This window comes from Luteimonas pelagia (assembly GCF_054776035.1).
In genome coordinates this window covers 738,247-761,899 of record NZ_BAAHCG010000002.1, presented here as the reverse complement: position 1 = coordinate 761,899, position 23,653 = coordinate 738,247, and the positions used below count along the sequence as shown (strand labels likewise).

At 70.5% G+C, this 23,653-nt stretch carries 22 protein-coding genes, 2 tRNA genes and 1 pseudogene; 11 read left to right on the top strand and 14 right to left on the bottom strand.

All coding sequences use genetic code 11. The annotated features are described in order from the left end of the window. The first annotated feature begins 35 nt into the window (after positions 1-35). From ACYU7H_RS08820 to ACYU7H_RS08800, 5 genes are read left to right on the top strand one after another with little or no spacing between them, the layout of a single operon-like run. Complete coding sequence (locus ACYU7H_RS08820) at positions 36-1,859, top strand: copper resistance system multicopper oxidase (protein WP_460813930.1); 1,824 nt, start codon at positions 36-38, stop codon at positions 1,857-1,859. Further along, a complete protein-coding gene (locus ACYU7H_RS08815) occupies positions 1,856-2,923 on the top strand; it encodes a copper resistance protein B (RefSeq protein ID WP_460813929.1) in 1,068 nt (355 codons plus the stop codon). Before ACYU7H_RS08820 ends, ACYU7H_RS08815 begins: the two co-directional genes overlap by 4 nt. Further along, on the top strand, positions 2,914-3,669 hold the full coding sequence (locus ACYU7H_RS08810; protein WP_460813927.1) for a c-type cytochrome: 756 nt from the start codon (positions 2,914-2,916) through the stop codon (positions 3,667-3,669). Before ACYU7H_RS08815 ends, ACYU7H_RS08810 begins: the two co-directional genes overlap by 10 nt. A gap of 49 nt (positions 3,670-3,718) precedes the next feature. Further along, complete coding sequence (locus ACYU7H_RS08805; protein ID WP_460813926.1) at positions 3,719-4,312, top strand: DUF411 domain-containing protein; 594 nt, start codon at positions 3,719-3,721, stop codon at positions 4,310-4,312. A gap of 38 nt (positions 4,313-4,350) precedes the next feature. Next, positions 4,351-4,815, top strand: a complete 465-nt coding sequence (locus ACYU7H_RS08800; RefSeq protein ID WP_460813924.1) for a DUF305 domain-containing protein — start codon at positions 4,351-4,353, stop codon at positions 4,813-4,815. A gap of 67 nt (positions 4,816-4,882) precedes the next feature. Here the strand turns inward: ACYU7H_RS08800 and ACYU7H_RS08795 are convergent. The 4 genes from ACYU7H_RS08795 to ppsR form a co-directional block, all read right to left on the bottom strand. Then, positions 4,883-4,958, bottom strand: a tRNA-Glu gene (locus ACYU7H_RS08795). Between the two features lie 25 nt (positions 4,959-4,983). Then, a tRNA-Ala gene (locus ACYU7H_RS08790) sits at positions 4,984-5,059 on the bottom strand. 63 nt (positions 5,060-5,122) lie between these two features. Continuing rightward, positions 5,123-5,608: a DUF1249 domain-containing protein gene (locus ACYU7H_RS08785; RefSeq protein WP_460813923.1), complete on the bottom strand. Its 486-nt coding sequence runs from the start codon at positions 5,606-5,608 to the stop codon at positions 5,123-5,125. A 160-nt stretch (positions 5,609-5,768) separates the two neighbouring features. Further along, complete coding sequence (gene ppsR / locus ACYU7H_RS08780) at positions 5,769-6,587, bottom strand: posphoenolpyruvate synthetase regulatory kinase/phosphorylase PpsR (protein ID WP_460813922.1); 819 nt, start codon at positions 6,585-6,587, stop codon at positions 5,769-5,771. A gap of 116 nt (positions 6,588-6,703) precedes the next feature. On the opposite strand from ppsR, the gene ppsA reads away from it, so the two are divergent. Together ppsA and ACYU7H_RS08770 are read left to right on the top strand one after the other, a co-directional pair. Continuing rightward, the gene (ppsA, locus tag ACYU7H_RS08775) at positions 6,704-9,076 is read left to right on the top strand and encodes a phosphoenolpyruvate synthase (RefSeq protein ID WP_460813920.1); all 2,373 of its coding nucleotides are present in this window, start codon (positions 6,704-6,706) and stop codon (positions 9,074-9,076) included. A gap of 119 nt (positions 9,077-9,195) precedes the next feature. Beyond that, positions 9,196-10,137 (top strand): mechanosensitive ion channel family protein, encoded by a 942-nt coding sequence (locus ACYU7H_RS08770; RefSeq protein ID WP_460813919.1) that lies wholly within the window; start codon positions 9,196-9,198, stop codon positions 10,135-10,137. A 15-nt stretch (positions 10,138-10,152) separates the two neighbouring features. Here the strand turns inward: ACYU7H_RS08770 and orn are convergent, their stop codons facing one another. Continuing rightward, positions 10,153-10,707: an oligoribonuclease gene (gene orn, locus ACYU7H_RS08765; protein ID WP_460813917.1), complete on the bottom strand. Its 555-nt coding sequence runs from the start codon at positions 10,705-10,707 to the stop codon at positions 10,153-10,155. Positions 10,708-10,809: 102 nt separating this feature from the next. On the opposite strand from orn, the gene ACYU7H_RS08760 reads away from it, so the two are divergent. Then, positions 10,810-11,298 (top strand): DUF2721 domain-containing protein, encoded by a 489-nt coding sequence (locus tag ACYU7H_RS08760; protein WP_460813916.1) that lies wholly within the window; start codon positions 10,810-10,812, stop codon positions 11,296-11,298. On the opposite strand, the gene tadA is transcribed toward ACYU7H_RS08760, so the two are convergent. The 4 genes from tadA to folD all read right to left on the bottom strand — a co-directional run bounded on the left by tadA (position 11,295) and on the right by folD (position 16,035). Next, a complete protein-coding gene (gene tadA, locus ACYU7H_RS08755; RefSeq protein ID WP_460813914.1) occupies positions 11,295-11,786 on the bottom strand; it encodes a tRNA adenosine(34) deaminase TadA in 492 nt (163 codons plus the stop codon). The two genes, ACYU7H_RS08760 and tadA, sit on opposite strands and share 4 nt — an antisense overlap. 170 nt (positions 11,787-11,956) lie before the next feature. Further along, positions 11,957-13,522 (bottom strand): glutamine-hydrolyzing GMP synthase, encoded by a 1,566-nt coding sequence (gene guaA, locus ACYU7H_RS08750; RefSeq protein ID WP_460813912.1) that lies wholly within the window; start codon positions 13,520-13,522, stop codon positions 11,957-11,959. A 110-nt stretch (positions 13,523-13,632) separates the two neighbouring features. Beyond that, a complete protein-coding gene (gene guaB / locus ACYU7H_RS08745; RefSeq protein WP_460813911.1) occupies positions 13,633-15,093 on the bottom strand; it encodes an IMP dehydrogenase in 1,461 nt (486 codons plus the stop codon). 60 nt (positions 15,094-15,153) lie between these two features. Then, complete coding sequence (folD, locus tag ACYU7H_RS08740; RefSeq protein WP_460813909.1) at positions 15,154-16,035, bottom strand: bifunctional methylenetetrahydrofolate dehydrogenase/methenyltetrahydrofolate cyclohydrolase FolD; 882 nt, start codon at positions 16,033-16,035, stop codon at positions 15,154-15,156. A 111-nt stretch (positions 16,036-16,146) separates the two neighbouring features. Here folD and ACYU7H_RS08735 point away from each other — a divergent pair, with 111 nt between their 5' ends. The 3 genes from ACYU7H_RS08735 to ACYU7H_RS08725 all read left to right on the top strand — a co-directional run bounded on the left by ACYU7H_RS08735 (position 16,147) and on the right by ACYU7H_RS08725 (position 17,937). Beyond that, positions 16,147-16,449: a DUF1244 domain-containing protein gene (locus ACYU7H_RS08735; protein WP_460813907.1), complete on the top strand. Its 303-nt coding sequence runs from the start codon at positions 16,147-16,149 to the stop codon at positions 16,447-16,449. Positions 16,450-16,686: 237 nt separating this feature from the next. After that, positions 16,687-17,238 (top strand): hypothetical protein, encoded by a 552-nt coding sequence (locus tag ACYU7H_RS08730; protein ID WP_460813906.1) that lies wholly within the window; start codon positions 16,687-16,689, stop codon positions 17,236-17,238. 81 nt (positions 17,239-17,319) lie between these two features. Next, a complete protein-coding gene (locus ACYU7H_RS08725) occupies positions 17,320-17,937 on the top strand; it encodes a hypothetical protein (protein WP_460813904.1) in 618 nt (205 codons plus the stop codon). A 26-nt stretch (positions 17,938-17,963) separates the two neighbouring features. Here the strand turns inward: ACYU7H_RS08725 and ACYU7H_RS08720 are convergent, their stop codons facing one another. The 5 genes and pseudogenes from ACYU7H_RS08720 to der form a co-directional block, all read right to left on the bottom strand. Beyond that, positions 17,964-19,049: a DUF2272 domain-containing protein gene (locus ACYU7H_RS08720; RefSeq protein ID WP_460813903.1), complete on the bottom strand. Its 1,086-nt coding sequence runs from the start codon at positions 19,047-19,049 to the stop codon at positions 17,964-17,966. Between the two features lie 146 nt (positions 19,050-19,195). Next, positions 19,196-20,344, bottom strand: a pseudogene (gene moeB, locus ACYU7H_RS08715) (molybdopterin-synthase adenylyltransferase MoeB); the annotation flags it as partial. 42 nt (positions 20,345-20,386) lie between these two features. Beyond that, complete coding sequence (locus tag ACYU7H_RS08710; protein ID WP_460813901.1) at positions 20,387-21,610, bottom strand: molybdopterin molybdotransferase MoeA; 1,224 nt, start codon at positions 21,608-21,610, stop codon at positions 20,387-20,389. Further along, on the bottom strand, positions 21,607-22,191 hold the full coding sequence (gene mobA, locus ACYU7H_RS08705; protein ID WP_460813900.1) for a molybdenum cofactor guanylyltransferase: 585 nt from the start codon (positions 22,189-22,191) through the stop codon (positions 21,607-21,609). The genes ACYU7H_RS08710 and mobA overlap by 4 nt, the downstream gene beginning before the upstream one ends. A 33-nt stretch (positions 22,192-22,224) precedes the next feature. Further along, positions 22,225-23,622 carry a ribosome biogenesis GTPase Der gene (gene der, locus ACYU7H_RS08700; protein ID WP_460813898.1) on the bottom strand — a complete coding sequence of 466 codons (1,398 nt, stop codon included), beginning with the start codon at positions 23,620-23,622 and terminating at the stop codon, positions 22,225-22,227. Positions 23,623-23,653 lie beyond the last annotated feature (31 nt).

The window sequence follows — 23,653 nt, the reverse complement described above, 5'->3', positions numbered from 1 at the left end:
CGCACGCGGAATCCACGCTGCACGTGGAGTCACCGATGACATTCCGCCACCACGGCCGCGGCCAGGCGCCGCAGCTGCTTTCAAGGCGCCGTTTCGTCCAGGGCCTCGCGGCCGGCGGCGCCATCGCATCCCTGGGTGCCTGGCCCAGGCTGGCCGGCGCGAACCCCGCGATCGGCAACCCCGCCACACTCGCCGGGACCGAGTTCGACCTGTCGATCGGTGAAACGCTGGTCGACTTCACGGGCAAGGTACGACCGGCGATCACGGTCAACGGCTCGCTGCCCGCCCCCGTCCTCCGCTGGCGCGAAGGCACGACGGTCAACCTTCGCGTCGCCAACGCGCTGCCCGCCGGATCGATCCACGGGCATTCGACGTCCATCCACTGGCACGGGATCCTGCTGCCCGCGAACATGGACGGGGTGCCCGGACTGAGCTTCGACGGCATCGCCCGCGGCGAGGCGTACCAGTACCGGTTCGACGTGCGCCAGGGCGGCACCTACTGGTACCACAGCCACTCGGCGTTCCAGGAGCAGGCAGGCCTGTACGGTGCGCTGGTCATCGACCCGCTCGAGCCGGAGCCGTTCGCCTACGACCGCGACTACGTCGTGCTGCTGACGGACTGGACGGACCTCGACCCGGCCGCCCTCTTCGCGCGCCTGAAGAAGATGTCGGACTACGACAACCTTTCCAAGCGCACGGTCGGCGACTTCATGCGCGACGTGGACCGGCGCGGCCTCGAGGCGACGCTCGAGGACCGGAAGATGTGGGGCGAAATGCGCATGACGCCGACCGACCTGTCGGACGTCAACGCCAACACCTACACCTACCTGATGAACGGCACGACCGCGCTGGGCAACTGGACCGGCCTGTTCCGGCCCGGCGAGAAGGTCCGCCTGCGCTTCATCAACGGCTCGGCGATGACGTACTTCGACGTGCGCATCCCCGGGCTGGAGATGACCGTGGTCGCCGTCGACGGCCAGTACGTGCACCCCGTGTCGATCGAGGAGTTCCGGATCGCGGTGGCCGAAACCTTCGACGTCATCGTCGAGCCGGCGGGCCAGGATGCCTTCACCATCTTCGCGCAGGACATGGGGCGCACCGGATTCGTCAGCGGCACGCTGGCCACGCGCGCGGGACTGCGCGCGCCCGTTCCTGCGGTCGACCCGCGCCCGATCCTGTCGATGGCCGACATGGGGCACGGCGACATGGCCGGCGGACACGACATGGGCGCGATGGGACATGCCGGCCACGACATGGCCGCGATGGGTCATTCGGGCCACGACATGGCGGGCATGGACCATGGCGGGATGGCGGGCATCGGCCACGGGAACGGCCTGCCATCCCACCCCGCGAGCGAATCGGGCAATCCGCTGGTGGACATGCAGGCGATGTCACCCGCCCCGCGCCTGGACGACCCGGGCGTCGGCCTTCGCGGCAACGGGCGGAAGGTGCTGACCTACGCCGACCTGCACAGCGCGTTCCCGGATCCGGACGGCCGGGAACCCGGCCGCACGGTCGAGCTGCACCTCACCGGTCACATGGAGCGTTTCGCCTGGTCGTTCGACGGCATCAGGTTCTCCGATGCCGAGCCGTTGCGCCTCAACTACGGGGAGCGCATGCGGATCGTGCTGGTGAACGACACGATGATGACCCACCCGATCCATCTCCATGGCATGTGGAGCGACGTCGAGGACGCGGACGGCAACTTCCAGGTGCGCAAGCACACCGTGGACATGCCGCCGGGCACCCGGCGGAGCTATCGCGTCCGGGCCGATGCCCTGGGCCGCTGGGCCTATCACTGCCATCTGCTCTATCACATGGAGGCGGGCATGTTCCGCGAAGTGCAGGTGCGCGAATGAACACCACGATGAAGATGACGCGGAAACTCCGCAAGGGCCGCCTTTCCGTGTCGGTGTCCGGCGCGCTGCTGGTACTCCTGCCTTCGATCGCCGTCGCGCAGCATGCGCAGCACGAGGACGATGCGCACGAGCACGCGGACCCGGCGCCGGCGCAACAGCAACAGCCGCACTCGGCGCACCAGGCGCACCAGGAGCACCAGGAGCATCGGGCGCCCGCGGCCACCGACGAAGCGCCGGTCGACCACGCCACCATGGGGCATGGCGCGGACGCAGGCGATGAGGGCCACGCGACGATGGACCATGCCTCGATGGACCATTCGATGCACGGTGCAGCGCTGCCCGCCGACGCGCCGCCCCGAGAACCGATCCCGGCGGTCTCATCGGCCGATCGGGTGGCGGCCTTCCCCGACGTGCATGGCCACGCGGTGCACGACAAGGCGATCCATTCGTTCTGGCTCGCCGACCGTCTCGAGGCCTGGGACGAGGACGACGGCACGGCGTTCGGCTGGGAAGGCCTGGCCTGGGTCGGGACCGACACGAACCGGTTGTGGCTGCGCACCGAAGGCGAACACGTCGGCGGCAGCGTGGAATCAGCGGACATCGAGGTGTTCCATGGCCGCGCGATCGCCCGGTGGTGGGACCTGCTCGCCGGCGTGCGCCATGACTTCGGCGACGCGCCGTCGCAGACCTGGGCGGCCATTGGCGTCACGGGCCTGGCGCCGTACAAGTTCGAGGTCGATGCCACCGCCTATCTCGGCAGCGGCGGCCAGACGGCCGCGGTGCTGGAGGCGGAGTACGACACGCTGCTGACCAACCGGCTGATCCTGCAGTGGGTTGCGGAGGCCGAGTTCCATGGCAAGGACGATCCTCGGCGCGGGATCGGTGAGGGGCTCGGCACGGTCGAGGCGGGCCTGCGACTGCGCTACGAGTTCACGCGCAGGTTCGCGCCCTACGTCGGCGTCGTTCGCGAACGCGCGTTCGGCGGCACCGCCGACCTGCGACGGGCGGACGGGCACGACATCGACGACACGCGGTTCGTCATCGGAGTACGGACATGGTTCTGAACAAGTCGCGGGGCCGTGGTGCGGCCCGCCCCTGGATCGCGGCGATCGCCGTGGTGTCCGCCCTCGGTGCGGCCGCGGCCGGCTTTGCATACGGCGGCTTCTACAACGTCGCCGCGGACGTGCCGCACACCGGCGTCGTGACGTCTGTCCTGGATGTTGTGCGCGAGCGGTCCATCCGTGCGCATGCGCGCGGCATCGCCGTGCCCGGCGACCTGGCGGATGCGGAGCGGATGCGCCAGGGCGCGGGCAATTACGCGGCGATGTGCACGGGATGCCACCTCGCGCCGGGCATGGCTCCCACGGAGCTGAGCAGGGGCCTCTACCCCGCCCCGCCAAACCTGTCCCGGCACGCGGTCGATCCCGCCGAGGCGTTCTGGGTGATCAAGCACGGGATCAAGGCCTCCGGCATGCCGGCCTGGGGCGGCAGCATGGACGATGCGTACATCTGGAACATGGTCGCGTTCCTCGGCGAGCTGCCCGGCATGGACGAGACCCGTTACGCGGCGCTGGTGTCGTCGAGCGACGGACACGCCCACGGGGACGGCGAATCCGGGGCACATCCGCATCACGACGCGCCAGCCGCGGAGGACGGCGACCGGGTCCCGGGGCAGGCTTCCGAGGGCGTGACGCATGTGCATGCCGACGGAACGGTCGAGACCCATCCCGCGCCGATGCCGGGGCAGGCGCCGGCGCAGGAGGGCGAGGCCCCGGCCGACGCCCGCGACGGACACGACCATGAACACTGACCATCGACCGCCGACGAACCGACGCGGTCCGGAAACAAGGAGAATCCCGATGCGCACCCTGAGCCTGGCCATCGCGCTGGCCTTCCTCCCCGCGCTGTCCGCCTGTGCCGAATCCCCGGACGGTGGCCCTGCTTCACAGACCCCGGCGCCAAGGACGACGGCGAACGAATCGCAGGTCGTCCCCGCCGACGATGCAACGGCCGTCGCAGGGGCCGCTCCCACCGCACCGCCGCAAACGATCGACGCGCCGATCGCGGTGGATCCGTCCCTGCTGGTCGTCCACAAGAATCCGAGTTGCGGTTGCTGCGGCCTGTGGGTCGAGCACATGCATGCGCACGGCTTCCCCGTCGACGTCCGTGAGATCGGCGACATGGGGCCGGTGAAGGAACGCCTCGGTGTCCCGCCGGGCATGGGGTCGTGCCACACGGCGGAAATCGGCGGCTACTTCATCGAAGGCCACGTGCCGGCGGAGGACGTGCGCCGGCTGCTCGCCGAGCGTCCGGAGGCTCGCGGGCTCACCGTGCCGGGCATGCCGCTCGGCTCGCCCGGCATGGAAGTCCCGGATGGCCGGACGCAGCCCTACGAGGTGCTCCTTGTGGCCCATGACGGGTCCACGACGGTCTGGTCACGCCGCGGCCGATAAGCCTGACCGCCGATTACGGCCGCTCAGGAGGAAGCACCATGGGCAAGTATGGACGGTTCCTGGGCATGATCGCCACGTCGACGGTGGTCATGTTCTGCCTCATGTACCTGCACACGTACGAGGCGGGGCACGTGTTCTTCAGTAAGACACGGGCCTACATGGCGCTGATCATGGGCGCGGGCATGTCCGTCGTGATGCTGCTCTTCATGCTCAAGATGTACGACGACCGCAGGAAGAACGCGATCGTCGTCGCCTCGGCCGTGGTCGTGTTCGCAGCCGCACTGTGGCTCGTGCGCAGCCAGGCGACGGTGGACGACGTGTCCTACATGCGCGCGATGGTCCCCCACCACTCCATCGCCATCCTGACCAGTGAGCGCGCCCGGATCCGGGATCCACGCGTGCGCGAACTGGCCGATGGGATCATCGAGGCGCAGCGTCGCGAGATCGACGAGATGGAGGCCCTGATCGCCGACCTGGAAGGCGAAGCGGCGGGCGCGGAGTAGCCAATCCGCGAAAAACGACCGCCGGAAAAAGACGAAGGCCCGGCACTGCCGGGCCTTCTCTTTTGGATGGCGTCCCCACGGGGATTCGAACCCCGGTCGCCACCGTGAAAGGGTGGTGTCCTAGGCCTCTAGACGATGGGGACGCAGGGTAACGATCCAGCGTTGGGATGGTGGAGCCAGGCGGGATCGAACCGCCGACCTCTACAATGCCATTGTAGCGCTCTCCCAGCTGAGCTATGGCCCCACGTGCTGGAAAGGCGGCAAGTCTAGGGACGGCCGGCCGGCCCGTCAAGCATTCCCGGCACGCTCATGCGACGTCCGCGCTCGTGCCTGCCCTGGCGAGCGTGCGCACGCCATGTCCGCGCTCGGCGAGGTACTCGAGCCACTTGCCGAGGAACGTGTTCATCCGCATCCGGTGACCGATCACGGCGGCGGGCGCGGGGTGCATGCCGATGACGTCCTGCCAGCGCCGGCCGACGTAGCAGTGGGTCGCCTCGACCTGCCGGGCGTCGCCGTACAGGCGAAGGTAGGCGGAGGGGTCCGGCTGTAGGGTGAGGGGGTCGACGAGCCCGTAGCTCATGCGCAGTTCCAGCGTGTAGGCGTGCCGGGCCAGGACGTCCAGGTGCAGGTCCAGCCCGTCGCCGACGCTGGAGACATGGGCGCCCACCTCGAGCATTCCGGGCGCGAACATGCGCACCAGGCGCTGGTGGTTCTCGGCGTACAGCCCCATCAGCCAGCCGAAGCGGCTGAGGCGCGGAATACGGAGCTTCGGGCCGGCAAGCGCCTGCGTCATGGACCCGATGCTACACGCGCGCCGGCTTCCGCAGCAGATTGACGACGCCGCCCGGTGGGCCTAGGTTGGGGATCCCCGCGCGTCGCCACGCCACCCGCCGGGAGGGTATCGACGTCCCTGGAAACGGCGCCCTGAAATGGGGGGCCTGATCGTCCCGCGTTCAGAACATTCCGCGGTTGATGCCCAACGTCTCGAGCACCCGGCTGGCGATCTCCTCGATCGACGCATGGGTCGTGCTCAGGATGGGGACGCGTTCGCGCTCGAGCATGGCCTCGGCGGCGGCCACCTCGCGGCGGCAGGTCTCCAGCCGCGCGTACTCGGAGCCAGGGCGCCGCTCTTCGCGGATTTGGTGCAGTCGCTCCGGATCGATCGTCAGGCCGAACAGCTTGTTGCGCCAGCCCCGCAGCCGCGGCGGCAGGCGGTCGGCGTCCAGGTCGTCGTCCGTCAGCGGGTAGTTCGCGGCGCGGATTCCGTAGTGGAGCGCAAGGTAGACGCACGTCGGGGTCTTCCCCGCCCTGGAGACGCCCACGAGGATCAGGTCGGCGTCGGAATAGTCCACGCTGATGCCGTCGTCGTGGGTCAGCGCGTAGTTCATCGCGTTGATGCGCTGGTGGTACGTGTCGAAATCGGCGATGCCGTGCGCCTTGCCGACCCGGGGCTCCCGCGCGGAGCCGAGTTCCTGCTCGATCGGTGCGATGAAGGGCTCGAAGACGTCCAGCATCAGCGCCCCGCTGCCCGCCAGGATCCGGCTGAGCTCGCTGTCCACGCAGGAATTGATCACGATCGGGCGGGCGCCGTGCCGCTCGCCACCCTGCCGGATCTCCACCGCCGCCTCGCGCGCCTTCTCCGGGGTGTCGACGAACGGGATCCGGTCGGTGACGAAGCGGGTGCCCCCGAACTGCGTCAGGACGCTGTGGCCGATGGTCTCCGCGGTGATCCCCGTGCCGTCGGACACGTAGTAGACGGGGCGGGTCGTCATGAGGCGTCTCGCGGCGGACACCCTTTCGGGCGGGGTTGCTAAAATAGCGGTTTGCGCCGGCCGCGTCCGGTCGAACGCCCCGGGCACGCCGCCCGCGACCCAATGGAGAGCTTCTCTTGAGCGCCAACATCCTCTGGCTCCAGGACCTGCGCCTGGACGACCTCGCCCAGGTGGGCGGCAAGAACGCCTCCCTCGGCGAGATGATCGGCCAGCTGGCCGACCTCGGGGTGTCGGTGCCCGGTGGATTCGCGACCACCGCGGACGCGTTCAAGGCCTTCATCGCCCACAACGACCTGCACCAGCGCATCTACGACCGGCTGGGCTCGCTCGACGTGGAAGACGTCCCCGCGCTCACCGCGGCCGGCGCGGAGATCCGCGGCTGGGTCATCGACGCGCCGCTCCAGCCGGAACTCGACGCGGACATCCGGTCCGCTTACGCGGAACTCTGCCGCCAGGCCGGCGCCGACGACGTCGCGGTCGCGGTGCGCTCGTCCGCGACCGCCGAGGACCTGCCCGACGCCAGCTTCGCCGGCCAGCAGGAGACCTTCCTCAACGTCACCGGCGCGGACGACGTGGTCCACAAGGTCAAGGAGGTGTTCGCCAGCCTCTACAACGACCGCGCGATCGCCTACCGCGTGCACCACGGCTTCAAGCACGAGGACGTGTTCCTGTCCGCCGGCGTGCAGCTGATGGTGCGCTCCGATGTCGGCGCTTCCGGCGTGCTGTTCACGCTGGACACCGAGTCGGGCTTCCGCGAGGTGGTGTTCATCACCGCCAGCCATGGCCTCGGCGAGATGGTCGTCCAGGGCGCGGTCAACCCCGACGAGTTCTACGTGTACAAGCCGACGCTCGAGCAGGACCGCCCTGCCATCCTGCGCCGCTCGCTCGGCAGCAAGCAGTTGCGGATGGTGTATTCCGACGTGCCCGGCGAGCGCGTGCGCACCGAGGACGTGCCCGCCGACCTGCGCAACCGCTTCTCCATCACCGACGAGGACGTGCACGCCCTCGCCCGCCAGGCGCTGGTCATCGAGAAGCACTACGGCCGCCCGATGGACATCGAGTGGGGCAAGGACGGGAACACCGGCAAGCTCTACATCCTCCAGGCGCGCCCGGAGACGGTGAAGTCGCGCGCCAAGGCGACCCAGATCGAGCGCTACACACTGGGCCGGCGCGGCGACGTGGTGTGCGAGGGCCGCGCCATCGGCCAGAAGATCGGCAGCGGCAAGGCGCGCGTGGTGCGCTCGCTGGACGACATGGCCAGGGTCGAGGCCGGCGACGTGCTGGTCGCCGACATGACCGACCCGGACTGGGAGCCGGTGATGAAGCGCGCCGCCGCCATCGTCACCAACCGCGGCGGCCGGACCTGCCACGCGGCGATCATCGCCCGTGAGCTCGGCGTCCCCGCCGTCGTCGGCACCGGCAATGCGCTGGACACCATCAAGGACGGCGCCGAGGTCACCGTGAGCTGCGCCGAGGGCGACACCGGCTACATCTACGCCGGCGCCCTGCCCTTCGAGCGCACCACGACCGACCTCGGCAACATGCCGCCCGCGCCGCTCAAGATCATGATGAACGTGGCCAACCCGGACCGCGCGTTCGACTTCGGCATGCTGCCGAACGCGGGCATCGGCCTGGCCCGCCTGGAGATGATCATCGCCAGCCACATCGGCGTGCATCCCAAGGCACTGCTGGAATACGACCGCCAGGACGCGGCGACGAAGGCGAAGATCGACGCGCGCATCGCAGGCTACGCCGGCCCGGTCGAGTTCTACGTGGACCGCCTGGCGGAGGGCATCGCGACCATCACCGCCTCCGTGGCCCCCAACCCGGTGATCGTGCGCCTGTCCGATTTCAAGTCGAACGAGTACGCGAACCTCATCGGTGGCAGCCGCTACGAGCCGGAGGAGGAGAACCCCATGATCGGCTTCCGCGGCGCCAGCCGCTACGTCGATCCGTCGTTCCGCGAAGCCTTCGCGCTCGAATGCCGCGCCGTGCGCAAGGTGCGCGACGGGATGGGGCTGTCCAACCTGTGGGTCATGATCCCGTTCGTGCGCACGCTCGACGAGGGTCGCCGCGTGATCGAGGTGCTGGCCGCCAACGGCCTGCGCCAGGGCGAGGACGGCCTGAAGATCATCATGATGTGCGAGCTGCCGTCCAACGCGCTGCTGGCCGAGGAGTTCCTCGAGCTGTTCGACGGCTTCTCGATCGGTTCGAACGACCTCACCCAGCTCACGCTCGGCCTGGACCGCGACTCGGCCCTGGTCGCGGACCTGTTCGACGAGCGCGACCCGGCGGTCAAGAAGCTGCTGGCCATGGCGATCGCCACCGCACGCGCCAAGGGCAAGTACGTCGGCATCTGCGGCCAGGGTCCGAGCGACCACCCGGACCTCGCCCTGTGGCTGATGGAACAGGGCATCGAATCGGTATCGCTGAATCCCGACACCGTCGTGGACACCTGGCTGAAGCTGGCGAAGGCGAAGGCCGGATGACCTGGAACGCACCGGTCACGCCCGCTGAAGTAGGCTGACGCACACAACCGACGCCCCGCCCCCCGCGGGGCGTGTTCTTTCCGGCGGTCCCGGGCCGCCGACGGCAAGAGGAGACCTGCATGGAGTGGCTCGCGAGCCTCGAGGGCATCGACTGGAAGGCGCTGGGCGTGGCGTGGGGCGGGAAGCTGCTCGGGGCGCTGTTGCTGCTGCTCGTCGGCCTGCGGGTGGCGAAGTGGATCGCCGCGGTCGCCGAGCGCGGCCTCACCCGCGCGGAGGTCGAGCCGATCGCGGTCCAGTTCCTGCGCAAGGTCGCCTACATCGCGTTGCTGGTGGTGCTGCTGCTGGCCGTGCTGCAGGTCGTGGGCGTCCCGATGACGTCGATGATCGCGGTGCTCGGCGCCGCCGGCCTCGCGGTCGGCCTGGCGCTCAAGGACTCGCTGTCCAACATCGCCTCCGGCGTGATGCTGGTGAGCCTGAAGCCCTTCCGCGTCGGGGACATCGTGACGATCGCCGGCGAGACGGGGAAAGTGGAGTCCGTCAGCATCTTCCAGACCCGGCTGCGTGGCGCGGACAACCAGACGATCGTGCTGCCGAACAGCCTGATCACCAGCGACTCGATCATCAATCTGACGCCGGACGTCATGCGCCGGATCAACCTCGTGGTCGGCATCGGCTACGGCAGCGACATCGACGCGGCGCGCGGCATCGCGCTGGAGATCATGAAGGCCGACGGCCGCGTCCTCGCCGAGCCGCCGCCCGACGTGCTGGTCTACGAACTGGCCGACAACAGCGTGAACCTCGGCATCCGCTGCCATACGGCCAACGACGACTGGTTCGTCACCAAGTGCGAACTGACCGAGCGCATCAAGAAGGCATTCGACAAGGGCGGCATCGCGATCCCGTTCCCGCAGCGCGACGTGCACATGTACCACCACGTGGCGGACGATGCGGCCGGCGAGTTCGAACTCGTGCCGGCGAACACCGGAGGCCCCAGGCGCGTCGGTGCGCGCCGCATCGGCACGGAGTCGTCGAAGCACCGGCCGCAGTCGGACCCCGAGTGATGCGCCGCGCGACCCTCAGTCGTCGAGGCCGCCCAGCGCGCCCATGAAGCCGCGGTAGTGACGGAGCTCGGCGATCGAGTCCCGCACGTCGGAAAGCGCGGTGTGCGCCGCCTGCTTGCCGACGCCTTCGAGCACCCGCGGCGCCCAGCGGCGCGCCAGTTCCTTCAGCGTGCTCACGTCGATCTGCCGGTAGTGGAAGTACGCCTCCAGCGACGGCATCTGCCGATGCAGGAAGCGCCGGTCCTGGCAGATGGAGTTGCCGCACATCGGGGAGGCGCGCTCGGGCACCCACTCGCGCAGGAACGCCAGCGTGCGCGCCTCGGCTTCGGCCATCGGGACGCCGTCCTCGATGACGCGGCGCCAAAGCCCGGAACGCGAATGCTGCGTGCGGTTCCACTCGTCCATGGCCTCGAGCTTCGAGAGCGGGTGCGCGATGGCCAGCTCTGGGCCCTCCGCGAGCACCTCGAGGTTGGCGTCGGTGACGATCGTGGCGATCTCGAGGATCGAGTCACGCGTGGTGTCGAGCCCGGTCATCTCCAGGTCGATCCAGATCAGCCGCGATTCCGCCATCCCTGCCCTCCCCGGCATTCCAGTCGTCGCGTCCACTGGCCTCGCGGCCTGCGCGGAACGCGCGCATCATAGCCCAGCCCACGACCGCACCGATCACGCCCCATGCCCAACACCGCCGCCCTCCTCAGCCACTACGCGATCCTGACCGCGATGCTCGCGCCCGCGTTCTTCCTGACCGCGACCGCGTCGCTGCTGCTGTCGGCGAACAACAGGCTGGGCCGCATCATCGACCGTGCCCGCGCGGTGCTGCGGGACCTGGCCGAGGCCGACACCGAAGAGGAGCGGACGTGGCTCGAGCAGCGCCTCGTGTTGCAGCGCCGCCGCAGCCTGATGGTGCTGCGCGGCAGCCAGCTGCTCTACATCGCGATCAGCTGCTTCGTGGGCACCAGCCTGACGGTCGCGGGCGACGCCTTCCTCGGCTACCGGCTCGGCCAGTTGCCGACCGCGCTGGCCGTCCTCGGCGTGCTGGCGATGTTCGCCGCCAGCCTGATGCTGGCCCGGGAGTCCGCGCTGGCTGTGGACGCGGTCAACGACGAGATGGACCACGGCCGCGACCGGGCGCTGCTGCGCCACGTGAAGCGGGCGGACTAGTCAGCGGGGCGACCGCGCTTGCGGCGGAAGTACGCCGTGAGCCGCTGGCCCGCCTCGTTCCCGAGCACGCCACCGACCACCTCCACGCGATGGTTGTGCCGGGGGTCCGCCAGCAGGTCGAAGACGCTTCCCGCCGCGCCGGTCTTCGGATCGTGCGCGCCGAACACGACGCGCGAGACGCGCGCATGCACCATCGCCATCGCGCACATCGCGCAGGGCTCGAGCGTCACGTAGAGGGTGGTGCCGAGCAGGCGGTGGTTCCCGAGCGCCTGCCCCGCGCGGCGCATCGCCACGATCTCGGCGTGCGCGGACGGATCGCGGTCGCCGATGTTGCGGTTCCAACCCTCGCCCAGCACCGTCCCGTCGGCCGACACCAGCACGGCGCCGACCGGGATCTCGTCGTCCTCGTGCTCGGCCCGGTCCGCGAGCCCGAGCGCATGCCGCATCCAGCGTTCGTCGTCCATCGGCCCGTCCCCACCCGGTGTCATGCCGAACGCCCCTCTGTCATTCCGAACGCCCGCCTGCAATTCCGAACGCCCGCCTGTCATTCCGAACGCCCGCCTGTCATTCCGAACGCAGTGAGGAATCCGCTCTTGCGCCGTCCGGCGCCCGAAGCGCAAACAGCAGGTCCCTCACTGCGTTCGGGACGACAGGTGCATCACTCCCACTCGATGGTTGCCGGCGGCTTTCCGCTGATGTCATAAACGACGCGAGAAATGCCACGCAACTCATTGATAATCCTGTTAGAAACCCGGGCGAGGAAGCTGTACGGCAACTCCGCCCAATGCGCCGTCATGAAATCGATCGTCTCCACCGCCCGCAGCGCCACCACCCACTCGTAGGCCCGCGCGTCGCCCACCACGCCGACCGACTTCACCGGCAGGAACACCGCGAACGCCTGCGACGTCCTGTCATACAGCCCGGCGCGCCGCAGCTCCTCGATGAAGATGTTGTCCGCCCGCGCCAGCAACTCGGCGTACTCGCGCTTGACCTCGCCCAGGATGCGCACGCCCAGGCCCGGCCCCGGGAACGGATGGCGGTACACCATCGTCTCCGGCAGGCCGAGTTCCACGCCCAGGCGCCGCACCTCGTCCTTGAACAGCTCGCGCAGCGGCTCGACCAGTCCGAGCTTCATGTGCTCGGGCAGGCCGCCCACGTTGTGGTGGCTCTTGATGACGTGCGCCTTGCCGGTCTTGCTGCCGGCCGACTCGATCACGTCCGGATAGATCGTGCCCTGCGCCAGCCACTTGGCGCTGCGCAGCTTGCCGGCCTCCTCGTCGAAGATCTCGACGAACAGGTTGCCGATGATCTTGCGCTTGGCCTCCGGGTCGGCCACGCCCTCGAGCGCGTCGAAGTAGCGGTCGGCCGCATCGACCCGGACCACCTTGACGCCCATGTGCTCGGCGAACATCGCCATCACCTGGTCGCCCTCCTGCCAGCGCAGCAGGCCGGTATCGACGAACACGCAGGTCAGCTGGTCGCCGATCGCCTTGTGCAGCAGCGCCGCGACGACCGAGGAATCCACCCCGCCGGAGAGCCCCAGGATGACTTCGTCGTCGCCCACCTGCTCGCGCACGCGCGCGACCTGGTCCTCGATGATGTGCGCGGCCGTCCACAACGTGCGGCAGCCACAGATCCCGGTGACGAAGCGGCGCAGCAGCGTCTGGCCCTGCAGCGTGTGCGTCACTTCAGGATGGAACTGCACGCCGTACCAGCCCTTTTCCTCGTTCGCCATCGCGGCCACGGGGATGCGGTCGGTGCGCGCGGTGACCGTGAACCCCGGCGGCGCCTCGGACACGTGGTCGCCATGGCTCATCCACACGTCGAGCTTCGGTGCGCCTCCATGGTCGCTCAGGCCACCGAGCAGCGCGTCGTGCGCCACCAGCTCGACTTCCGCATGGCCGAACTCGCGCGCGTCGGCGGCCTCGGTCGCGCCGCCCAGCTGCGCGGCCAGCGTCTGCATGCCGTAGCAGATGCCGAGCACCGGCAGACCGCTGTCGAAGACTTCCTGTGGCGCGAACGGCGCGCCGGCCACGGTGGTCGACTCGGGCCCGCCCGACAGGACGATGCCCTTCGCGCCGAATTTCGCGATCTCCGCCGGATCGTGGTCCCAGGCCCAGATCTCGCAGTAGACGCCGATCTCGCGGATCCGGCGGGCGATCAGCTGCGTGTACTGCGCGCCGAAGTCGAGGATCAGGATCTTGTCGCTGTGGATGTCGGTCATGGCGTCATGTCGTTCCGAGCGCAGCGAGGAACCTGCTTGTCGCGGCACGGTGGGTTGAAGCAGGTCCCTCGCTGCGCTCGGGACGACAGGGTGCGGCCGCTGGGCGGCCCCTACCCCATCCGGTAATTCGGCGGTTCCTTGGTGATCTGCACGTCGTGCACGTGGCTCTCGCGCTGGCCGGCGCCGGTCACGGTCACGAAGCTCGGCCTGGTGCGCATCTCCTCGACGGTCGCGCAGCCGACGTAGCCCATGGTCGCGCGCAGGCCGCCGGCGAGCTGGTGGATCACGCCCGACAGCGGTCCGCGGTAAGGCACGCGGCCTTCGATGCCCTCGGGCACGAGCTTGTCGGCCTCGGCGGCGTCCTGGAAGTAGCGGTCCTTCGAGCCCTTCTCCATCGCGCCGAGCGAGCCCATGCCGCGGTAGCTCTTGTAGCTGCGCCCCTGGAACAGCTCGGTCTCGCCGGGCGACTCCTCGGTGCCCGCGAACAGGCCACCGATCATGATGCTGCTGGCGCCGGCGACCAGCGCCTTGCCGATGTCGCCGGAGAAGCGGATGCCGCCGTCGGCGATCAGCGGGATGCGGTCCTGCAGCGCCTCGGCGACCATCGCGACCGCGGTGACCTGCGGCACGCCGACGCCCGCCACCGGGCGCGTGGTGCAGATCGAGCCTGGGCCGACACCGACCTTCACCGCGTCCGCGCCCGCGCCCTCGAGCGCCAGCGCGGCCTCGCCGGTAACGATGTTGCCGCCGACGACCTGCAGGTCCGGGTAGTGCTTCTTGACCCAGGCGACGCGGTCGATGACGCCCTGCGAGTGGCCGTGCGCAGTGTCGACGATCACCACGTCCACGCCCGCGTCCACGAGCGCCTCCACGCGCGCCTCGGTGTCGCCGCCGACGCCGACCGCGGCGCCCACCAGCAGCCGCTCGGCCGCGTCGTACGCCGCGTTCGGGTTGTCCTGCTTCTTCTGGATGTCCTTGACCGTGATCAGGCCGCGCAGCGCGAACGCGTCGTTGACGACCAGCACCTTCTCGATGCGGTGGCGGTGCAGCAGGTCCAGCACCTCGTCGTCGGACGCGCCCTCGCGCACCGTCACCAGGCGGTCCTTCTTGGTCATGATGTGGCGGACCGGGTCGTCCAGCTTCTTCTCGAAGCGCATGTCGCGACTGGTCACGATGCCCACGAGCTGGCCGTTGCCGTCGACCACCGGGACGCCGGAGATGTTGCGCGCCCGCGTGAGGCGGAGCACCTCGCCGATGGTGGTGTCCGGGCCGACGGTGAAGGGCGACTTGATGACGCCCGCCTCGAAGGTCTTGACCGTGGCCACTTCGGCGGCCTGCCGGTCAGGCGGCATGTTCTTGTGGATGATGCCGATGCCGCCGAGCTGCGCCATCGCGATCGCGAGGCGGGCCTCGGTGACGGTGTCCATCGCGGCCGAGAGGATCGGCAGGTTGAGGCGCAGGCCGCGCGTCAGGCGGGTCGAGAGCGAGACGTCCTTGGGCAGCACCGTGGAGTGCGCGGGGACGAGGGAAACGTCGTCGTAGGTGAGCGCTTCAGCCTGGATGCGGAGCATGGCCGGGTCCGGGGGGATGAAGCGCGCCATTGTAACCTGCCGGCGGGTTCCGGCGCCCGGTCACGGGCCGTCCGCCGCCTCGGCCGCCTCCAGCGTGTTCTGCATCAGGGTGGCGACCGTCATCGGCCCCACCCCGCCCGGCACCGGCGTGATCCAGCTGGCGCGTTCCCGCGCGGCCTCGAAGCCGACGTCGCCGACCAGGCGGCCGTCGTCCATCCGGTTGATGCCCACGTCGATGACCACGGCGCCCGGCTTGACCCATTCACCCGGGACCAGCCGCGGCCGGCCGACCGCCACCACCAGGATGTCCGCGTTGCGCACCGCCGCCTCGAGCGCCTCGGGCGGGGTGAACCGGTGGCAGCAGGTCGTCGTGCAGCCGGCGATGAGGAGCTCCAGCGCCATCGGCCGCCCGACGTGGTTGGACACCCCCACGATCGTGGCGTTGGCGCCGCGCACCGGCCGGTCGGTGTACGCCAGCAGCGTGGTGATGCCGCGTGGCGTGCACGGGCGCAGGCCGAACTGGCGCAGCGCCAGGTGGCCCACGTTCTCCGGATGGAAGCCGTCCACGTCCTTGCGCGGATCGATCCGGTTGATCAGGGCCGTCCCGTCGCGCCGGTCGGGCAGCGGCAACTGGACCAGGATGCCGTGCACGGCGGGATCGGCGTTCAGACGGTCGACCAGCGCCAGCAGTTCGGCATCGCTGGTGTCCGCCGGCAGGTCGTGGTCGATGGCCTGGATGCCCACCTTCTCGGCGGCGCGGCGCTTGTTGCGCACGTACACCGCGGAGGCCGGGTCGTCGCCCACCAGCACGACCGCCAGCCCGGGGCGAGGCAGCCCGGCGGCGATGCGAGCGTCAACGCGCGCCTTGAGGTCGTCGAGGAGCGCCTCGGCGATCTGCTTGCCGTCGAGGATGCGGGCCTGCGGGGTGTCCGGTCCGGTCATGCGTGGCGTGTGCGCGTGCGCGGGCCGGGCATTGTCGCCGAAGTGGCGCCCGCGCGCCGAGCGCTGCGATCGCCCCGCCCTACACTGGCGCTTTCCAACCGGAGTACCGCCATGGCCACCGACCCGCGCCGGGACGCGATCGAAGCCGCCGTCTACCGCCGCCTGCGCGACCACCTGCTGCAGGCACGGCCGGACGTGCAGAACATCGACCTGATGATCCTGGCCGGCTTCTGCCGCAACTGCCTGGCGGACTGGTACCGCGAAGCGGCCGCGGACGCCGGTCTCGAGCTCGATCGCGACCAGGCCCGCGAAGCGGTCTACGGCGAGCCGTTCGCGGACTGGAAGGCACGGCACCAGCGCCCGGCCACGCCGGAGCAGCTCGCCGCCTTCGACGCCGCCTCGCGCGCGGATTGAACCCGCTGGCGGCGCCGGCTGCCCGATCGGCCATCGCGCCGTTGCTGGCCGACCCCGAACAGCTCGGTGACGGCCGATCAGGCCAGGGGATCCCCCGTGGAACCACGAAACGGGCCCGCGCACTCGAATTGTGATGGCCTGCAAACTTTCGATCCGGCGTTAAGCGGTGTGGCGGACTGGTCAGGGGGAACCGGACCGGCGCCATTCCCAGACTTCATACCCGAGAAGGAGAGCGGCATGAACATGCAATTGGGCGGTCCGTCGAGTCGATACGTGGCACTGGCGCTGGGCGGATTGGCCGCACTGGCGACGGCGACCGCGGATGCCGCGACGGTCCGGCGGCACCAGTCCACGGCCACCGAGCACTGCCAGCCATCCACGCCGCTGAACCTGGGCGGCCTGCGCTTCCGGCCCTTCGGCATCTACAACGCGAGCGCGAACCCGATCTACATCGTGTGTTCCCTGCCGATGGATTCGGTCAGCGAACACGTGACCGACGCGATGGCGACCCCGGCCACGACCGGGCCGGCACTCTGGATCGATTTCAAGTCCAGTTCGTCGGTCGACGTGACGGTGGAATGCGTGGTCGCCTCCGGCAATCGCTTCGATGGAAGCAACAACGTTCCCTACAGCATTCCCATCGCGGCAGGGCAGTTCAACCTCTTCACTGCCACGGGCCTGGACAGGATGCACGAGTGGGGCAACGTGAACGTCAACTGCCTCCTGCCCCCGAAGGTCGAGATGGGGCAGATGTACATCATCGAGTACGACGCCGACGACGCGCTTTGACGCACGGCGCACCCCGGGCCCGACCGGTCCCGGGGTGCGTTCCCGAGCACCATCCGGAAAAGTGGGATATCGATGCCGAGCATGAGTCGCGTGCAGGTTTCCGCAGTCGCGGTTGTCGCCTTGGTGGTGGTCGTCGCGCTTGCCGCGCTGCGGTACGAGTCCACGCAGGCGTCCGTGGCGTCGGGAGGCCGGGGATCGGGCGAAGAGATCCTCCGTCGCCTGGCGGCAATGGAGGCGCGCCTGGCGGCCCTCGAGGCTGGCCGGGCGCGGATGCCCGGCGTTGCCACCCCGCACCAGGGACCTCCCATGGGTGCCGACGCGCTGGCGCAGATGCGCCAAGCTGCGCATGCGCAGTCGAAGCAGACCGAAGTGCGCGTCAGGCGGGACCTGGATCGCGCGTTCGCCTCGGCGGAACGCGGCGGCGCCCGGCAATCCACGGCATCGCAGGACCTCAAGTCACAGGCGAACCAGGCTCCGCTGCTGGCGGAGACGATGCCCCCGCTGTCCCACGACGTGGAGTGCAGGCGACAACTGTGCAAGGCGCGATTCGTGTTCGACGAGCTCGGGGACGCCGAGGAATGGGCCTCCCTCTATCCCGTGACGAGTGGCCGGGTCCTGAGCGGGTTCAAGACCTTCGTTGATGCCACGGATGCGGGAACGTACGAAGTCGTGATGTACGGCGAGTTGCGCTCGAACTGAGACCTGCGCACGTCCCGGCCTCGCATTCAGTCGTTCGCCGAGGGGGCCGCCTCCCTCGGGCAGCGCGGCACGCCGGACCCGACCACGCAATGCACGCAGCACTGCCGCTGCGGCGGTGCGATGGGCGCGCCGTACACGGGACGTACCGCGGGTGCCAGGCCGGCAAGTTCCGATTCCGGCCGCAGCTTCAGCAACGCGGCCCAGTCCTTGCGGTTGAAGCTGCAGCCGGCGGGATTGGACGGCCAGCAGCTTCCGGATTCGCCGCTCCCGCGCGGCAGGTTCCAGGGCAATCCGGCACTGTTGATCGGGATGAGGCGCCGCGTCACGCCGTGGAGCACGTTCCCGCCGACCAGGTGCAGGCGGCCGGCCTCGCGCTCGGCCCCGACGACCACGTCGCAATGCATCGGCAGGCCCGAGCTTCCCGGCTGCGCGAGGAACGCGACCAGGCCCGCATGGCCGTACGTGCGGCTGTCGACGCGGACGTAGCACAGCAGGTCGCCGGTCGCCGCCGGCTCGCGGTCCAGGTCCGCGAACCGCCACGGGCTGCCGTCGCCGCGGTAGGCGGCGCGCACGTAGTCCACGTGGCTCGGGCTCGGGCGGAATCCGGGCACCCCGGCATGCATCATCACCCATGACACGAACGCTGCCGACCACGGGGTGTCCATGAGGAATGCGCGGCACCACGCCCCCCCGGCACCGCCGACGGGGCCCATGCATTGCGAAGCGCCATCGAAGCCGGCCATGCGCTGCAGCAGGCCGGTCTCCCGCCAGTAGCCCGCCACCCGTTGCCAGGCCGGGACGCCATCCGCGAGCGGCGCGGCCTGCGCCTCGACGACCTGCTGGCTCGCCAGGCGGCCCTCCGTGTCGATGAAGGGGCTGTGCCACCGCGCATTCTCGCGGCACGCCGTCGCGGCGATGCGCGCGGCGGTCGAAGTGCCCTGCTGCGTGCCGCCGCACGGGTCGGCCGCCGCTGCCCATCCGGCCCATCCCAACAGCAACAGGGCGATCCATGCGATCGATGCAAGCCGCCATGCCGGCCGCCGGCCCGTGTCGGCTTTTGCGAGGTGCGCCATGGTCGCCGTGTCCTCGTGCGGGGCGACGGACGCTGTCATGCCGGACGGCCACGCGCCGTGACGACGCCGGCGCCACCCCGCCAGCCACCCATCCGCCCTATCGCCCCGGGCGCAGCGAGGGACCTGCTTCACACGCGCCACGCCCAAGGAAAAGCAGGTCCCTCGCTGCGCTCGGGACGACAGGGTCAGGCGGTGGCGGTACCGGCGCAGAAGGCGGCGTAGTCGATGTAGCCCGGGAACGGCGTGCCCGGCGCGCAGACCGCGCAATGCGGATCGGGGCGCAGGCGGATCTCGCGGAACCGCATGCCGATCGCGTCGAACTGCAGCAACCGTCCCGCGAGCGGCTCGCCCAGGCCGAGCACGAGCTTCACAGCCTCGGTCGCCTGGATCAGCCCGATGACGCCGGGCAACAGTCCCAACACCCCCGCCTCCGCGCAGTTCGGCGCGGCCTCGGGCGGTGGCGGCTCGGGGAACAGGCATCGGTAGCACGGCGCCTCGCCGCGCCGGCGCCCGGCATCGAACACGCTCGCCTGCCCTTCGAACCGGTGCACCGCGCCGTAGACCAGCGGCCTGCCCAGCTTCACGCAGGCGTCGTTGAGCAGGTAGCGCGCGGGGAAGTTGTCCGCGCCGTCGACCACGACGTCCACGCCGTCCAGCAGGCGTTCGACGTTGTCCGAGGTGATCCGTTCGGCGACCGCCTCGACCCGCGTGCGCGGATTGAGCCCGCCGAGTGTCTGCTCCGCGGACACGACCTTCGGCACGCCGATGCGCGCGTCCGTGTGCAGCACCTGCCGCTGCAGGTTGCTGCGGTCGACCACGTCGTCGTCGGCGATGCGCAGCGTGCCGATGCCTGCGGCGGCCAGGTACAGCGCGGCCGGCGACCCGAGGCCGCCGGCACCGACCAGCAGCACGCGGGCCGCCTCCAGGCGCTGCTGGCCCGCCAGGCCGACCTCGGGCAGGCGGAGATGGCGCGAGTAGCGCTCGGCGAAGTCCGCGTCGATGTCGGGCCGGTGCATCGGCAGTCCCGCATCCGCCCAGGCCTCCGTGCCGCCGGTGACGCAGGCGACGTTGGCGAATCCGGCGTCCGCCAGCGCCTGCGCGGCAAGGCGCGATCGCGGCCCGCGCTGGCAGATCAGCAGGATCTCCGCGCCGCGGTCCGGGAGGTGCGCCCCGGGGTCGCCCTCCAGGACGGCACGGTCGACGCCCACTGCGTCCAGGGCCATGCCGAGCGCGCGTTCGTGCGCGTCGCGCACGTCGACCAGCACCGCGCCGGCGCGCTGGCGTTCGGCGGCTTCGGCGGGCGTCATTTCGCGGGGGTCCATGCGCGCATTATCCGCCCGGACGCGCCGCGTTGCCGCCTGCCCGCCCTGCGTGGATCAGAACGGGAGCACGTCCACGACGTCACCGGCCGCCAGCGACTGCGGGCCCTCCGGCACGACGACCAGGGCGTCGGCGTGCGCGGCGGCGGCCATCCGGTGCGAGCCGGTCGCCGCGGCATCGGGCGCGACCTGCAGCGTCCCGTCGTCAGCGCACGCGAGCCGGCCGCGCACGAACTCGCGCCTGGCGTGCGTCTTCGCGTAAGGCGCCGCCAGGCGCGCCCGCAGACGCGACCGCGGTTCGGTCCGTCCCTGGATACCATCGACCAGCGTCCTGCCGAGGGTCAGCCAGGTCGCGAGCACGGACACCGGATTACCCGGCAGCCCGAGGAACGCGGACCGCCCGAGGTCGCCGAACAGCACCGGCATCCCCGGCTTCATCCGCACCTTCCAGAACCGGACCCGGCCCCGGGACTGCAGCAGGTCGGGAATGTGGTCCTTCTCGCCCGCGGACACGGCGCCGCAGGTCAGCACGACGTCGAAGCTCGCCGACGCGTCGCGCAGCATCGCCTCGACGCGCGCCGGCTCGTCGGGCAGCGCCGGCCAGGCGGTGGGCTCCAGGCCGTCGGCGCGCAGCAGGCCCAGCAGCAGTTCCCGGTTGGAGTCATGGATCTGGCCGTGCCGGAGCGGCATGCCCGGCGGCACGAGCTCGTCGCCCGTCGTGAACACGGCGACGGTCGGTCGCGGCGCGACGGACACCTGGTCGAGGCCCAGCGCGGCCGCGAGCGCGACGCGGGCGGGCGACAGCACCTGCCCCGCCTCCAGCACGCGCGTCCCGGACGCGACGTCCTCGCCGGCGCGGCGGACGTTCGCGCCGGGCGCCACGTCCACGGGGCAACGGACACGATCGCCAACGAGCTCGGCCGCCTCCTTCACCACCACCGTGTCCGCACCCTCCGGCAACGGCGCGCCGGTCGTGATGCGCACGCAGGTGCCCGGTTCGACCTGCAGCGCCTGCGCCGGACCCGCGAACCGCTCGCCGGCGAGCCGCAGGCCGTCGTCCTGCGACGCGAGGTCCGCATGGCGCACCGCGAAGCCGTCCATCGCGCTGTTGTCGAACGGCGGGAGTGGGATCGGCGCGACGACGGCACCCGCCAGGACATGCCCGTGGCAGCGCGCGATCGGCATGCGGACCGGGTCCGCGCGTCGCGTGGCGGCCGCCGCGCGGATGAAGTCGACGGCCTCGTCGAACGCGATGCCGCTCGGGAACGGTGGCTGGATCATCGGGAAGCTTCGGCGCCGGGGCGCGACACGTCGTGCGCCCGCAGGTCCGATTCGGTGTTGAGGTTGCCGAAGCGTACGTCGGGCAGGTGGACGCGGACCATGCCCATCCGCGCCTGCAGGCCACGCACCGCGAGATCGCCGGATTCGATCGCGGCCGCTGCCGAGGTGCGCAGATGCCCTGCCCGCCAGACCGCCACCAGCGGCTGCGGTCCGTCGGCGTCCTCCACCCAGTGTCCCGCGCCGTCGCCGCACGCCGTCGCGAGCAGGGCCTCGACCGCCGACGGGAGGACATCGACCAGGTCGACCGGCAGCGTGAGCAGCCAGTCGGTGTGGCAGGCGCGCGCCAGTGCCTCCAGGCCTGAAATCGGTCCCCGTCCCGGCAACGCGTCGCGCACGACCGTCCAGCCGCGGGCTTCGAACGCGCTCGATCCGGCATTCGACGAAACGACGATGGCGCCGACGAAGGGCGCCATCGCCCCGGCGATCCGGACGACCTGCGCAATGCCGCCGCGTTCGAGCCACGCCTTGTCGACGCCGCCCAGTCGCCGGCCCGCGCCGCCCGCCAGCAGCCCGAGCGTCACGTCGGCGCGCGCTGGACGCCCGGCGTCCACCGTCTAGCGGCGCTTCACGTGCCGCAGCAGGCGGCGCTTGCGCGCGGCCTGCCGCTCGGTGAGCACGTTCTTGCGGTCCTTGTAGGGGTTGTCGCCTTCCTTGAAGACGAAGCGCACCGGCGTGCCGACCAGCTTGAAGCGCTTGCGGAAGAAATTCTCCAGGTAGCGCTTGTAGGTGTCCGACAGCGTGCGCGTGCGGGTGCCGTGCACGATGAAGGTCGGCGGATTGCTTCCGCCCGGGTGCGCGAAGCGCAGCTTGGCGACGTGGCCCCGCACCGACGGCGGCGGATTGGCCGTATAGGCCGCCTCCACCGCGCGGGTGACCTCGCTGGTGCCGAACTCGCGGGTCGCCGAGGCGTGCGCGCGGTGGACCGCCCGGAACAGTTCGCGGAGGCCGGAACCATGCAGCGCGGAGATGCGCACCGCCTCGGCCCAGTCGACGAACCCGAGCTTGCGCGACAGCAGCGCTTCGGCCTGCTCGCGCTGGTAGGTCGTCAGGCCGTCCCACTTGTTGACGGCGACGACCAGCGCCCGCCCGGCGTCGAGCACGGCGCCGAGCACGCTCGCGTCCTGGTCGGTCACGCCCTCGCCCGCGTCGAGGAGGATCACGGCGACCTCGCAGTGTTCGATCGCCTGCAGCGTCTTGACGATCGAGAACTTCTCGACCGCCTCCTCGACCTTCGATTTGCGGCGGATGCCGGCGGTGTCGACCAACCGGTACTTGCGGCCGTCGCGCTCGAGGTCCACCGCGATCGAGTCGCGCGTGGTGCCAGGCACTTCGGACGCGATCATCCGCTCCTCTCCGAGGAGCCGGTTCACCAGGGTGGACTTGCCGACGTTCGGCCGGCCGACGAAGGCCACGCGCATGCGCCCGGGGTCGTCGTCCAGCACCGCCGCGTCGCCGTCTTCCGGGAGCGCGGCGAGGACCTGCTCGAGCAGGTCGTCGATGCCCTGCCTGTGCGCGGAGGACACGGGCAGCGCCTCGGCGAACCCGTAGCGCGCGAACTCGGCCATCGCCTCGCGGGTGTCGACGCCGTCGACCTTGTTGATGACCAGGTACGTGCGCGTGTCCAGGCGGCGCAGCCAGGACAGGATCTCGTCGTCGAGCGCGGACGCGCCCTCGCGCCCGTCGACGATGAAGAGCACCAGGTCCGCTTCCGCGGCGGCCGCGCGTGCCTGCCGCGCGGTCGCGCCCGACAGCCCCGCCTCGTCGCCCGCGATGCCGCCCGTGTCGACCAGCACGAAGGGCCGGTCCGGGTCCAGCCTGCAGACGCCGTAATGCCGGTCGCGCGTCACGCCCGGCTGGTCATGCACCAGGGCGTCGCGCGATCGCGTCAACGCATTGAAGAGGGTGGACTTCCCGACGTTGGGACGGCCCACCAGGGCGACCAGGGGCAGCATGCTCGGCTCCGGGGCGATGCAGGGCGACGCG